Raw genomic sequence first — 13,492 nt, forward strand, 5'->3', positions numbered from 1 at the left:
GGCAGCCAGGGCAGCCCGTGAGCGGGCATGCAGTAGGTGCAGCGCAGATTGCACTTGTCGATCACCGACAGCCGCAGATCCGTGGCCCGGCGCCCGTACCGGTCCACCAGCCCCGCCCCGGCCGGGGCCGGGCTGGGACCCGGACCGGTGCCGCGGATCTGGGGCAGGCCCAGGGGAATGCTCATGTCACCGCCTCGGTGGTTGCGTCCGGGCGTCGGCCGCCCCGGGTTGCGGGACCCGCTGGGGCACAGAACCTCCCGAGCAGATCGGCGGCGACGCTGATGGCGATCACCGCCGGTGCCTTGCCCGGGATGCCGGGGAGCCCGATGGGGCAGGTGATGCGCTCGAGGGCGGCGTCGCTGTGCCCCTCCTCCCGCAACCGCGCCCGGAACCGCGACCACTTGGCCCGGGAGCCGATCAGGCCCACGCTGCCTAGGTCGTCCCGGCGCAGCGCGGCGTCGCAGAGGATGAAGTCCTCAGCGTGGTCGTGGCTCATGATCAGCACGTGCGCACCGGCCGGCAGGGCGGCGAGCGCTGCCTCCGGTGCGGGGACGGCGTGCACGTGGACCTGCGCGGTCCCGTCGGTGACGTCGGCCAGCCGGGCGGGGTCCAGCTGTCCCGACCGGCTGTCCACCAGGTGCAGGTGCAGGGGCAGCCGGGACAGCACCCGGGCGAGTTCGTGCCCCACATGGCCCACGCCGAACACGGCGACCACCGGCCGGGCGACCTGGGGTTCGAGCAGGACACTGACCACGCCCCCGCAGCACTGCCGCCCGTGCTCCACGGCGGCGTGCTCGTTGAGCGAGAAGGTCATCGTCTCCGGATCCGCGGCCCCCGTCGCGAGGAGAGCCCGCGCCCGCTCGACCACGGTCGCCTCGAGGTTGCCGCCGCCCACGGTGTCCCAGGTGCCGGTCTCGGCCACGACCATCTTGGCCCCGGCCTCCCGGGGGGCGTGCCCGCGCACCTCGGTGACGGTGACGAGCACCCCCGGCGCACCCCCCGCGCGCAGGTGCTGCAACGCGTCCAGCCAGTCCACGTCAGTGCGCCGCCGAAGCGGCCGGAGCGGCGAGGTCCTCCGCGGGCAGGGCGCGGCGCGCCTCCTGGACCGCCCAGAACACGGCCTCCGGAGTGGCGGGACTGTCGAGCTCGGTGCTCCGGCCGCGGGGACCGAACGCGGCGGCCGCCTCGCGCAGCGCCTCGCGCACGCTGAGGGCCAGCATGAGGGGCGGCTCGCCCACGGCCTTGGAACCGTAGACGACGCCGCTCTCGGTGGCCTCCTCGAAGAGGTGCACGGTGAACTCCTCGGGCATCTCCGAGAAGCTCGGGAGCTTGTAGGTGCTGGCGGACTGCGTGGCCAGCCGGCCCCGGTGCGGCCCGTCGGACTCGTCCCAGCGCAGCTCCTCGAGGGTGAGCCACCCGGCGCCCTGGACGAAGCCGCCCTCGATCTGCCCCACGTCGATGAGCGGGGAGAGGCTGTCGCCCACGTCGTGGACGATGTCCGTGCGCAGCAGCCGGTAGGCGCCGGTGAACCCGTCGACCTCCACCTCGGAGACGGAGGCGCCGTAGGAGAAGTACTTGAACGGCTCGCCCTGCATCCGGGAGCTGTCCCAGTGCAGCCCCTCGGTGCGGTAGTAGCCGGCCGCCCACAGCGAGATCCGCTGGAAGTAGGCGTCGTGCGCGAGCTCGGCGAAGGACATCTCCCGGTCGGAGAAGCCGATCCCGGTCACCGTGCCGTCGACGAACCGCACGTCGTCGGGATGGATGTCGAACTTGCGGGCGGCGACCTCGGCCAGCCGGTCACGGATCTGCTCGCACGCGTTCTTGACGGCCCCGCCGTTGAGATCCGCCCCGGAGCTCGCGGCCGTCGCGGAGGTGTTGGGCACCTTGTCCGTGCGGGTCGGCGCCAGCCGGACGGCCTCCAGCGGCACGCCGAGCGCGGTGGCCGCGACCTGGCGCATCTTGGTGTGCAGGCCCTGCCCCATCTCGGTGCCGCCGTGATTGATGAGCACGGACCCGTCCTTGTAGACGTGCACGAGCGCCCCGGCCTGGTTGAAGGCCGTCAGGTTGAAGGAGATGCCGAACTTCACGGGGGTCACGGCCAGTGCTCGCCGGGTGTCGGGGTGCGTCGCGTTGAACGCCGCGATCTCCTCGCGCCGGCGCTCGACCTCGGCCCGGTCGAGCAGCTGCGTCCAGATGGTGCGCAGCCGCTCGGCGTGCCGGACGGGCTGGCCGTACGGCGTGGACTGCCCCGGGACGTAGAGGTTGCGGTGGCGCAGCTCCGTGGGATCCAGGCCGAGCAGCGGGGCGCACCGGCCCAGCACCTCCTCGATCACGAGCATGCCCTGCGGACCGCCGAAGCCGCGGAAGGCGGTCTGGGAGGTCTTGTGGGTCTTCGCGATCCGGCCGTGGACCTGCACGTGGGGAATCCAGTAGGCGTTGTCGATGTGGCACAGCGTCCGCTGCAGCACGGGTTCGGAGAGGTCCAGGCTCCAGCCGCCGTCGCTGGTCACGGTCGCCTCCAGGGCCTGCAGGCGACCGCCCTCGTCGAAGCCGGCCTCCCACCGGGCGTGGTACGGATGGCGCTTGCCGGTCATCGTGATGTCCTGGGTGCGGTTGAGCCGCAACCGGACCGGCCGTCCGGTCAGGACCGCGCCCAGCGCGGCGACGGCGGCGAAGCCGTGCGGCTGCATCTCCTTGCCGCCGAACCCACCGCCCATGCGCAGGCACTGCACGGTGACCTCGTGGCTGTGCAGGCCCAGGACATGGGCGACGATCTCCTGGGTCTCCGTGGGGTGCTGGGTGCTGCAGTGCACCAGGACCTGCCCGCTCTCGTCGACGTAGGCGAAGGACGCGTGGGTCTCCAGGTAGAAGTGCTCCTGGCCGCCGAACTCGAACTCCCCGCTGAAGCGCTGGGCGGCGGCGCCCAGCGCCGTGCTCGCGTCCCCGCGGCTGACGGTGGGCTGACCACCCTGGAAGCTGCCGGCCTTGACGGCCTCCGCCACGGTGACCAGCGACGGCAGCGGCTCGTAGTCGACCTCGACGGCGTCCGCGCCCAGCCGGGCGGCCTCCTGGGTCTCGCCCAGCACCCAGCACACGGTGTGCCCGTAGAACATGATTTCGGAGGGGAACAGCGGCTCGTCGTGCTTGGTGCCGGCGTCGTTGACACCGGGCACGTCCGCCGCGGTGAGCACCCGGACCACCCCCGGGATCTGCAGGGCCGGTGCCGTGCGCACATCCCGCACCCCGGCGTGGGCGTGCGGGGCCTGGACCGGCCAGGCGTGCAGCACGTCCTGGTGGCGCACGATCAGGTCGTCGGTGTACAGGGCCGTGCCGGTGACGTGCAGGGCCGCGCTCTCGTGCGCCACGGGCACGCCCACCACGGGGTCGACGGGGCGGTCGGCGAGGGACTTCATCGGGACACCTCCGGGTCGGGGGTGGGCGCGTTCTGCGCCCAGAACTTGAGCAGGGCCTGCTCGAGCATGGCCGAGCGGTAGCGGGCGCTGGCCCGGTGGTCGTCGATCGGCGTGCCCTCCCCGGCCAGCGCGGCCGCCGCGGCGAGGACCGTGTCGCGGTTCCACGGCGCACCGCTCAGGATCCGCTCCGCGCCGTGCGCCCGGATCGGTGTGGCCGCCACGCCGCCCAGACCGATCCGCACGGACGAGACCGCTCCGGCCTCCACCTGCACGGCGATGCCGACGGCCACGCTGGAGATGTCGTCGAAGCGCCGCTTGGCGATCTTGGAGAACGCGCAGTGCTCGGCGAGCGGCAGGGGGATCCGCACAGCGCGGATGATCTCCCCGGGGCGGCGGACGCTCTGCCGGTACCCCGTGTAGTACTCGTCCAGGGGCACCTCGCGCTCACCCCCGGCGGAGGCCAGCACCACGGACGCGCCCAGGGCCAGCATGGCCGGGGCCGAGTCGCCGATGGGCGAGCCGGTGCCGAGGTTGCCGCCGAACGTCGCGGCATTGCGGATCAGGCGGGAGGCGAACTGCGGGAAGAACTGGTCGAGCAGGGGCACCCGCCCGGCGAGGCCGCGTTCGACCTCGGAGAGGGTCAGGGCCGCACCGATCTCGATCCTCTCCTGATCCACCTCGAGCGTGCGCAGCTCCTCGAGCCGGTCCACGGCGAGGGCCAGCTGCGGGCGGGTGTGGCGGATGTTGACCTCCACGCCCGCGTCCGTCGACCCCGCGATCAGCTGGGCCTCCGGTGCGCGCTCCAGGTGCTCGTAGAGCTCGTCCATGGAGCCGGGACGGACGAACCGTGCGCCGGCGGTCTCCACCCGGGTGGGTGGCGCGGGCTGCGCGGGCCGTTCCTGGCGCTGGAGCAGGGGGTCGGCGTCGGCCGGAGCCCCCAGGGCGTAGGCGGCGTCGCGGATGGGTCGGTAGCCGGTGCAGCGGCAGAGATTGCCGCTCAGGGCGTGCAGGTCGAAGCCGTTGGGCCCGCACTCGTGGTCGGCCGCGTGCTCCTCGCCGGTGACCTCGGTGCCGGTCTGCGCCTCGTCGACCGCGCCGGAGGCGTCGCGCTCGGGGCGGTAGTACTCGGCGGCCATGGAGCACACGAACCCCGGCGTGCAGTAGCCGCACTGAGAGCCTCCCCGGAACGCCATCTCCTGCTGGACGGGGTGCAGCGCTGCCGGCGCGCAGGCCCCGGGGGCGGCCCCGAGCCCCTCGGCGGTGACGACCTCCTGGCCGTCGAAGGCGACGGCGGGGGGCAGGCACGCGTTGACCGAGGTCCACCGGCTGCGCCCTTCCCCGTCCGGCCGGGCGACCAGCACCGCGCAGGCACCGCACTCGCCCTCGGCGCAGCCCTCCTTGGCCCCGGTCAGCCCCTCGCCGCGCAGCCAGTCCAGCAGCCGGGTGTGCGGGCCGGCCCCGTCACAGCTCCGGGTCCGACCGTTGACCGTCACTCGGATGTCACTCATGCCTTGTGCTCCTCCATGCCTTCACGTGCACGGTTGTCCCGACGGGCACGGGACAGCCGCTCCTCGGTGCTCGGGGTCTGCGGATCGTGCAGGGTGCGGGCCGCGCCGGCGGCGTACCGGGTGACCGGGGTGGCGCGGCGGAGACCGGTGGCGCCGCGGGCGGCGTCGGCCACCGCTGGGACCACGGGCCCGAACGGGAATCCGCTCGTCGAGTCGACTCCTCGGGGCTCCGGGGACTCGTCGGTCCCGGCGACGAGCACCCCGCCGCGCGGGACGTCCGCGGGACGCGGGTGCGCGGTCCTGACGGAGGACGTCGAAGCTGACGCGGGCGGTGCCGAAGCCGACGCGGCCGGTGCCGTCACTGCGGATCTGCTCGTGGAACGCCGCGCTGCTCGTCCGGCGGTGTCCGCCCAGGTGGTGCCCGTGGCCCCACGGGCGGCGGCATCGTCGAACCGGTCGGCGGACCCGGACGCGCCGGTGCGGTGTCCGGCGAGGACGGGAGCGGACCGGCACAGGATCACGTGGTGCGCCGTCGTCCGCGGACCGGCGGCCACGAACCGGGGATGCACCGTGGACACGCCGTCGCCGAACTCGGCTGTGCCCACGCACGCCCGGTGCGGACCTCCCGGCAGCAGGTGGACCCGGTTGTGGCGACCACGTGGCGGCTCGATGTCGATCATGGCGGTGAACTCCTCGGTGCGTGCCGTTCGCCGCGACGTGGAGTCAGGTGGTTCCCCGGGTGTACCGGGAGCTCTCTGGCGGCGGACCAGCGCGATTCGTAGTTGCTCGCCCGGTAGATAGTCCGGTGAGGACCCGCCGTAGGCTGAGTCACACCCTAACCACGCCATGACGCGGCCGCAAGAGATCGCTCACCGCCACCGGCTCACACGCCCACGTGGAAGAATTATTCCACAATGTGTTGTACCTCACGTCGAACTGCTCTACGTTGGCCTCAGCCAATGGCGGGTCCCGGTCGGGCGGGGCTATCTACCGGGCATGATCTGACAGCCGGGTGGGCCCGCCGACGGACATCAGCCGTTCTCCGGGTCCCCCACGATCCGTGAGGACTGAGCATCATGTCGACCGTTCACGAAGAATCCACGCACACCCAGACCTACCTCCAACATGCCGTCGACCTCGCGGCGGAGAACGCCGCTGTCGACGGCGGACCGTTCGGCGCCGTGGTCGTGACGGCTGACGGGCGGGAGTTCTCTGCCGTCAACCGCGTCACGGCGGACAACGACCCCACGGCGCATGCGGAGGTCATGGCGATCCGCAGTGCCTGCCGCGAGCTGGGGACCTTCGAGCTCAGGGGGGCCGTGCTCTACACCAGTTGCGAACCGTGCCCGCTGTGCCTCTCGGCCTCGCTGTGGGCCCGGCTGGACGCGGTGTACTTCGCCGCCGACCGGCACGACGCGGCGGCCGGCGGTTTCGACGACGCGGAGTTCTACGAGTTCTTCGCCCAGGGCGCGGAGAAGCGGGACCGGGCCCTGCCGGTCCGCCACGTTCCGCTCGCCACGCGCACGGATCCGTTCGAGGCCTGGGCCGACAACGCCCACCGCACCGAGTACTGACCCGACCACCGCCGCGCCCGGTCGGCTTCCACCGGGACCACAAGATCTGGACACTTCACGGGGGACCCGCCGGCACCGGGCGGACCCGGGAAAAACAGAGGATCGCCGGACCTTGCGCTGCAGAGCCGACGCCTGCGCGCTGAAGGAGGCTTCTTCCATGTCATCGACCACATCTGGCCACCCGACCACAGATCGCACGACCCGCCGTGGACGCCCAGCGCGCCCAGCACGCGCGCCCGGCCCGGAGGACGAGCGGCTTCCCCTGGGACGGACCACCGCCTACGGCTTCCAGCACGTCCTCACCATGTACGGTGCCATCGTCGCCGTCCCCCTCATCATCGGGCAGGCCGCCGGGCTCTCCGGCGAGGAGATCGCCCTCCTCATCAGCTCCTGCTTGCTCATGGGTGGTGTCGCCACCGTCCTGCAGAGCTTCGGGGCCCCCTTCCTCGGCTCCAAGCTGCCGCTCGTGCAGGGCGTGTCCTTCGCCGGGGTCGCCCCGATGCTGGCGATCCTGGCCGGGGGCAACGACCTGACCACCATCTTCGGGGCCGTTCTCGTCTCCTCGGTGGTCGGCTTCCTGCTCGCCGGCGCGTTCTCCCGCATCCTCCGGCTGTTCCCGCCCGTGGTCACGGGAACGGTCATCACGGTCATCGGCATCTCCCTGCTGCCGGTCGCGATCTCCTGGGCCGCCGGTGACGGGGAAGGCGGAGCGGCCGATCCCCGCAGCCTGATGCTGGCGGGGATCACCCTGCTCATCGTGCTGGTGCTGTCGAAGGTGGGCGTCGGGATGATCTCCCGCCTGTCCATCCTGCTCTCCTTCGTCCTCGGCACGGCGATCGCCCACGTGCTGGGGATGGTGGACTTCTCCGGCGTGGGCGAGGGCGGCATCGTCACGTTTCCGACGCCCCTGGCCTTCGGGCCTCCGACCTTCGAGGTCGCCTCGATCATCTCGATGCTCATCGTGGTGCTCGTGACGATGACCGAGACCACGGCGGACATCCTCGCCGTGGGGGAGATCACCGGGGCCCGGGTCGACTCGAAGCGCGTGGCCAACGGCCTCCGGGCCGACATGCTCTCCTCCGCGGGGGCGCCGGTGTTCAACTCGTTCACCCAGACGGCCTTCGCCGCCAACGTGGGACTCGTCGCGGTGACGGGCGTCCGCAGCCGCTTCGTGGTCACCGCCGCCGGGGTCATCATGGTCGGGCTGGGCCTGTTCCCCGTCATCGGGGAGGTCGTCGCGGCCATCCCGACCCCGGTCCTCGGCGGCGCGTCGATCGTGCTCTTCGGCACGGTGGCGTCCTCCGGCGTCCGCACGCTGGCCAAGGTGAACTTCAGCAACTCCATGAATCTCGTCATCGTGGCGGTCGCCTTCGCCTTCGGCCTCATCCCCGTGGCCGCACCACAGTTCTACGCCGGTTTCCCGTCCTGGACGCAGACCATCCTCGGCTCGGGGATCAGCGCCGCGGCGCTCGTGGCCATCGCCCTCAACCTCCTGTTCAACGAGCTGACCGTCGGCAACTCCCGGAACCAGTCCGTCATGGCGGCGGCGCCGGTGCGGGTCGTCCGGGCGGACGTGCTCGCGCACCTGGAGGAGGGCGACCGGATCCAGGACGGTGCCGTCGTGAACAGCGACGGGGGCGAGGTCGCGGTCGTTCCGGGGCACCGTTTCGACGACGTCCGGAAGATGATCGACTCCGGGGAGATCACGCACACGGGCCAGATCCTGCAGGTGATCGGACAGAAGGACGAGGCCTCCTGAGACCCCGCACGTCCGGGGAATCCCCCGGGGGTCCGGTCAGGGGCGTCCTCCGCCCGCTCCGGCGACACGCCGGAGCGGGCGGAGGACGCCCCTGCATCGTCGTGCTCGCCGCGGGGAGCGGCCGGCGCCCGGGGCACCGATGCGTTCCCGGGCACCGGCTTCTCCCGCGAGGACGGAGAAGCGGCCGGGACGGTGTCTCAGGCGTTCACCAGGCGGTGGGGCCGCCGCGGAGTGCTCGGCAACGAGCCTCCACGTCCGGACCGGTGATCGCGCCGTGTTGGAGGCGGACCCCTCCACCCCCGAGCCCCACGGGGATCCCGCGTCCTCGAGCTCGACGGCACGGCATGTCCGGGATGCCGGGCGCATGGTGGGCGTGGGGCAGTGGGCCACGCCCACCCCGGCCGCACCCGGGCGGGCCACCTCGGCGTCGTCGAAGTGGATGCCGTGGGCTAGCCATGTCCGGGCGGCGTCCCACGGACCCGTCCGTCGGCGAACCCGCACGGCGTCCGGTCAGCTCTCCCCGCGCCGGACGAGCCGGCCCCGCGGCGTCTCGAAGTCCACGGCGGTGCCCCGCACGAAGGTCTTGCGCACCTTTCCCGACAGCGCCTTGCCCTGGTACGGGGTGATGGGGTTCCGGTGGTGCAGCCGCCCGGCGTCGACCACGAACGCGTCGTCGGCCGCGAAGACCACCAGGTCCGCGTCGTAGCCCAGGGACAGCTTGCCCTTGGTGCGCAGGCCGGCCCGCTGGGCGGGTTTCGTGGACATCCACTCCACCACGCGGCCCAGCCCGACACCCCGGCGGCGGGCCTCGGTCCAGATGAGGGAGAGCCCCAGTTGCAGGGAGGACACCCCGCCCCACGCCACGCCGAAGTCCCCGTTGTCCAGGTCCTTCAGGTCCAGGGTCGAGGGGGAGTGGTCGGAGACGATGAAGTCGATGGTGCCGTCGAGCAGTCCCTCCCAGAGGAGCTCGCGGTTGCCGACCTCCCGCACGGGCGGGCAGCACTTGAAGGCGGTGGCCCCGTTGGGCACCTCCTCGGCGAGCAGGGTGAGGTAGTGCGGGCAGGTCTCCACCGTGATGTCCAGGCCGTCCCGCTTGGCGGTGGCGAGCATGGGCAGGGCGTCCGAGGAGGACAGGTGCAGGATGTGCGAGCGCGCCCCGGTCCAGCGGGTGCGTTCGATGACCTCGGCGATCGCCAGGTTCTCCGCCCCGCGCGGACGGGAGGCCAGGAAGTTCTCGTAGACGTCCCCCTCCGGGTGCGGGGCGCGGTCGATGGCCCGGGAGTCCTCGGCGTGCACGATCATCAGCGAGTCGAAGGTCTTGATCTCGGCGAGGTCCTCCTCCATCTCGTCGGCCTCGAGGTGCGGGAACTCGTCCACGCCGGAGTGCAGCAGGAAGCACTTGAAGCCGAAGACGCCGTCGTCGTGCAGCTCGCGCAGGTGGGGCTTGTTGCCGGGGATCGCCCCGCCCCAGAAGCCGACGTCCACGAAGACGTGGTCCTGGGCGAAGAGCCGCTTGTACTCGAGGGCCGGCACGTTGACCGTCGCGGGGATCGAGTTGAGCGGCATGTCGAGGACCGTGGTCACGCCCCCGGCCGCGGCGGCCCGGGTCGCGGAGGCGAAGCCCTCCCACTCGGTGCGGCCGGGCTCGTTGATGTGGACGTGGGTGTCCACCAGCCCGGGCAGCAGGGTCTCGTCGTCGGCGAGTTCCAGGACCTCGCGGCCGGTCAGGCCGGCGCCGAGAGGCTCGACCGCCACGATCCGACCGTCTCGCACGCCGATCTCCCGGGAGAAGAACCCGGTGCCGCAGGAGACGTTCCTCCCGCGCACCACGAGATCCAGGTCCCGGTCGTCGCTTCCGCGTGCGCCGTCCCGGCTCGCCCTGGGGGCGGGCTGCGGGAGCCCGTGCTCCTGCCGGTACGCCTCGATCATGCGGCGCACGCGCTCGGGGTCGTTGACGTCGTCGCTGACGTGCAGCCGGCGCTCGTGCTCCGCCTCGAACGCCTGCTGGGCGCGCTCCGCCTTCGTCACCGAGCGCGCGGAGTCCTCCTGCGCGATGCTCCGGGCGGTCTCCTCCGGGCTCTGTGCCGCCGTCGGCTCAGCGGCCGGGTCCGCGGCGGGTCCCGTCTGCGGGGAGCCCGCGCGGTCGGTCCGCCGCCGGTCCGCGGGGTCCTGGTCGTCCGGCTTCTTCTGGTCGGTCACGAAGGGTCCTTCCGGTCGTCGTCGGCGTCGTCGGTGCCGGGCGCGGAGAGCAAACCGGGGAGCTCACGGGCGAGCTGGGCGCCCACCTGCTCCAGCAGCCGTCCGGCCTCCCGCATGCACGTGCGCGGATCCGGCTCGAGGTCGGTCAGCGCGTAGGTCCGCAGGAACCCCGCCTCCCGCAGGACGCGCGGGGCCAGCGTGGTCCGTCCGCACACCGCCACGGCGGGCACATCCGCGGCCCGGGCGGTGTCGAGCACCCCGAGCGGGGTCTTCCCGCCGAGGGACTGCTCGTCCAGGCTGCCCTCGCCGGTGACCACGAGGTCGGCGCCGGCGAGCCGGTCCGAGAGGCCCACGAACTCGAGGACCACCTCGACGCCGGGGCGGCGGCGGGCGCCGAGCACGGCGAGCGCCGCGAAGCCGACGCCCCCCGCCGCGCCGGCGCCCGGGGCGTCGGCCGCGCGCCGGGCGGTCTCCCCGAGGGCGTCGGCCAGCCGGTCCCGCAGAACGGTCAGGGCGGTGTCGAGCTCGCGCACCTGAGCGGGCCCCGCGCCCTTCTGGGGTCCGAACACCGCTGCGGCGCCGCGCCCGCCAAGCAGCGGGTGGTCGACGTCGGCGGCCAGGACGAACTCGGTGCCCGCCAGCCGCGGGTCGAGGCCGGCGACGTCCACACGGTCCAGGCGGGCCAGGGCGGCTCCGCCCCGGCCCAGCTCCTCGCCCGCGGCGTCCAGCAGCCGGGCCCCCAGAGCCTGCAGCAGCCCGGCCCCGCCGTCGGTGCAGGCGCTGCCCCCGACGCCCAGGACCACGCGCTCGGCGCCGGCGTCGAGCGCGGCGCGGACGAGCTCGCCGGTGCCGCGGCTGGTCGCGCCGCCGGCGTCGAGGACGGGCTCCCCGCGCTCGTCCACGGGCAGGGCGGCGAGCCCGGAGGCGAGGGCCATCTCCACCACCGCGGTGCGGTCCCGCAGGGCGAACTCCGCCTGGACCGGCCGGCCCACGGGACCGGTCACCGTGACGGGCCACGCGGTGAACCCGGCGCCGAGGGCGGCCTCGAGGGTGCCCTCGCCGCCGTCGGCCACGGGCAGCCGGACCACCTCGGCCGAGGGATCCACCGCATGGATGCCTGTCTCGAGGGCCGCGGCCACGTCGGGGGCCTCGAGCGAGCCCTTGAACTTGTCCGGGGCAACGACGATGCGCACGTCGGTCCTCCTGTCCTGGTCGGGTGCCGGCACGGGGCCGACGGGTCAGTCGAGCAGGGCGATCGCGGTGGGGGCGTCCTCGCCGCGTTCGGCCAGCTCCTCGAACTCCACCACGCCGTCGATCTCCGTGCCCATGGAGATGTTGGTGACCTTCTCCAGGATGACCTCCACCACCACGGGCACGTTGAAGCGCTCCAGCATCTCGTGGGCCTCGGCGAAGGACTCCTGCAGCTTCTCCGGGTCGGTCACCCGCACTGCCTTGCAGCCCAGCCCCTCGGCCACCTTGACGTGGTCCACACCATAACCCTCCGTCTCGGGCGAGTTGATGTTCTCGAACGCCAGTGACACGTTCTGCTCCATGGAGAACCCGCGCTGGGACTGGCGGATCAGGCCCAGGTAGGAGTTGTTCACGACCACGTGCAGGTACGGCAGGTTGAACTGGGCGCCCACGGCCAGCTCCTCCACCATGAACTGGAAGTCGTAGTCCCCCGAGAGGGCCACCACGGTCTGTCCCGGCTTGCCGCGCACCACGCCGAGGGCCGCGGGGGCGGTCCAGCCCAGGGGACCGGCCTGGCCGGCGTTGATCCACTGCCGGGGGCCGTAGGCGTGCAGGAACTGACCGCCGGCGATCTGGGAGAGCCCGATCGTGGAGACGTAGGTGACGTCCTTGCCGAAGGCGGTGTTCATCTCCTCGTACACGCGCTGCGGCTTGATCGGGACGTCGGGGAAGTGGGTCTTGCGCTGCAGGGCGCCCTTGCGCCGGGCGCAGTCCAGCACCCAGCGGTCCCGGTCCGGGACCGCACCGCGGTCCTTGCGCTCGCGGGCCACCTCCAGCAGGACGTCGAGGGCCGCGCCGGCGTCGGAGACGATGCCGAGGTCGGGGGAGAACACGCGCCCGATCTGGGTGGGCTCGATGTCGATGTGCACGAACCGGCGGCCGGCGGTGTAGGTGTCCAGGCCGCCGGTGTGGCGGTTGGCCCACCGGTTGCCGATGCCCAGCACGAAGTCGGACTCCAGGAACGTCGCGTTGCCGTAGCGGTGGGAGGTCTGCAGTCCCACCATGCCCGCCATCAGGGGGTGGTCGTCGGGGATGGCGCCCCAGCCCATGAGGGTCGGGATCACGGGGACGTCGAGCAGCTCGGCCAGCTCGACCAGCTGCGCCGAGGCGTTGGCGTTGATGATGCCGCCGCCGGCCACGATGAGCGGACGCTGCGCGGCGAACATCATGTCCAGGGCCTTCTCGGCCTGGATCCGGGTGGCCGCGGGGCGGTCGGGACGCATCGGCTCGTAGGCCTCGATGTCGAACTCGATCTCGGCCAGTTGCACGTCCAGGGGCAGGTCCAGCAGGACCGGTCCGGGGCGGCCGGAGCGCATCAGGTGGAACGCCTTCTGGAACGCCCCCGGGACCTGGCCGGGCTCCAGGACGGTCATCGCCATCTTGGTGACGGGTGCTGCGATGGAGGAGATGTCCACGGCCTGGAAGTCCTCCTTGTGCAGCTTGGCCACCGGCGCCTGGCCGGTGATGCACAGGATCGGGACGGAGTCCGCCCACGCGGCGTAGAGGCCGGTGATCATGTCGGTGCCGGCGGGACCGGACGTGCCGACGCAGATCCCGATGTTGCCCGGCGCCGCGCGGGTGTAGCCGTCGGCCATGTGCGAGGCGCCCTCGACGTGCCGGGCGAGGGTGTGCCGGATGCCGCCGTGGGCGCGCATCGCCGAGTAGAACGGGTTGATGGCGGCGCCGGGCAGGCCGAAGGCCTCGGTGGCGCCCTCCTTCTCGAGGATGGCGACGACGGCGTCGACCGTGCGCATTCTGGCCATGATGAACTCCTTGTTCAGGTCTTCA

The 13,492-nt window shown here is 72.7% G+C and carries 9 protein-coding genes and 2 pseudogenes; 2 read left to right on the forward strand and 9 right to left on the reverse strand.

Annotated elements, in window-relative coordinates:
* From ACFYE1_RS10850 to ACFYE1_RS10870, 5 genes and pseudogenes are all read right to left on the reverse strand, one after another.
* A pseudogene (locus ACFYE1_RS10850) lies at positions 1 to 185 on the reverse strand (GTP 3',8-cyclase MoaA); the annotation flags it as partial.
* Positions 182 to 1,036, reverse strand: coding sequence for a xanthine dehydrogenase accessory protein XdhC (gene xdhC, locus ACFYE1_RS10855; protein ID WP_387742628.1), 855 nt, complete (start codon positions 1,034 to 1,036; stop codon positions 182 to 184). The gene xdhC and the pseudogene ACFYE1_RS10850, both read right to left, overlap by 4 nt.
* A gap of 1 nt (position 1,037) precedes the next feature.
* Positions 1,038 to 3,413, reverse strand: coding sequence for a xanthine dehydrogenase molybdopterin binding subunit (gene xdhB / locus ACFYE1_RS10860; RefSeq protein WP_387742630.1), 2,376 nt, complete (start codon positions 3,411 to 3,413; stop codon positions 1,038 to 1,040).
* Positions 3,410 to 4,921: a xanthine dehydrogenase small subunit gene (locus tag ACFYE1_RS10865; RefSeq protein WP_387742631.1), complete on the reverse strand. Its 1,512-nt coding sequence runs from the start codon at positions 4,919 to 4,921 to the stop codon at positions 3,410 to 3,412. The genes xdhB and ACFYE1_RS10865 overlap by 4 nt, the downstream gene beginning before the upstream one ends.
* Complete coding sequence (locus ACFYE1_RS10870) at positions 4,918 to 5,601, reverse strand: hypothetical protein (RefSeq protein ID WP_387742635.1); 684 nt, start codon at positions 5,599 to 5,601, stop codon at positions 4,918 to 4,920. The genes ACFYE1_RS10865 and ACFYE1_RS10870 overlap by 4 nt, the downstream gene beginning before the upstream one ends.
* Before the next feature lie 396 nt (positions 5,602 to 5,997).
* Here ACFYE1_RS10870 and ACFYE1_RS10875 point away from each other — a divergent pair, with 396 nt between their 5' ends.
* Entirely contained in the window at positions 5,998 to 6,495 is a 498-nt protein-coding gene (locus tag ACFYE1_RS10875; RefSeq protein ID WP_387742637.1) for a nucleoside deaminase, read from the forward strand.
* A gap of 157 nt (positions 6,496 to 6,652) precedes the next feature.
* On the forward strand, positions 6,653 to 8,254 hold the full coding sequence (locus ACFYE1_RS10880) for a nucleobase:cation symporter-2 family protein (RefSeq protein ID WP_387742639.1): 1,602 nt from the start codon (positions 6,653 to 6,655) through the stop codon (positions 8,252 to 8,254).
* 258 nt (positions 8,255 to 8,512) lie between these two features.
* Here ACFYE1_RS10880 and ACFYE1_RS10885 read toward each other — a convergent pair.
* The 4 genes and pseudogenes from ACFYE1_RS10885 to gcl all read right to left on the reverse strand — a co-directional run.
* Positions 8,513 to 8,728 (reverse strand): annotated as a pseudogene (locus tag ACFYE1_RS10885) (8-oxoguanine deaminase); the annotation flags it as partial.
* 36 nt (positions 8,729 to 8,764) lie between these two features.
* Positions 8,765 to 10,084, reverse strand: coding sequence for an allantoinase AllB (gene allB, locus ACFYE1_RS10890; protein ID WP_387742808.1), 1,320 nt, complete (start codon positions 10,082 to 10,084; stop codon positions 8,765 to 8,767).
* Between the two features lie 365 nt (positions 10,085 to 10,449).
* Complete coding sequence (locus ACFYE1_RS10895) at positions 10,450 to 11,646, reverse strand: glycerate kinase (protein WP_387742641.1); 1,197 nt, start codon at positions 11,644 to 11,646, stop codon at positions 10,450 to 10,452.
* 45 nt (positions 11,647 to 11,691) lie between these two features.
* Positions 11,692 to 13,467: a glyoxylate carboligase gene (gene gcl / locus ACFYE1_RS10900; RefSeq protein ID WP_387742642.1), complete on the reverse strand. Its 1,776-nt coding sequence runs from the start codon at positions 13,465 to 13,467 to the stop codon at positions 11,692 to 11,694.
* Positions 13,468 to 13,492 lie beyond the last annotated feature (25 nt).

Origin of the sequence: Kocuria nitroreducens, assembly GCF_042879195.1 — a bacterium.
GTDB lineage: Bacteria > Actinomycetota > Actinomycetes > Actinomycetales > Micrococcaceae > Kocuria > Kocuria nitroreducens.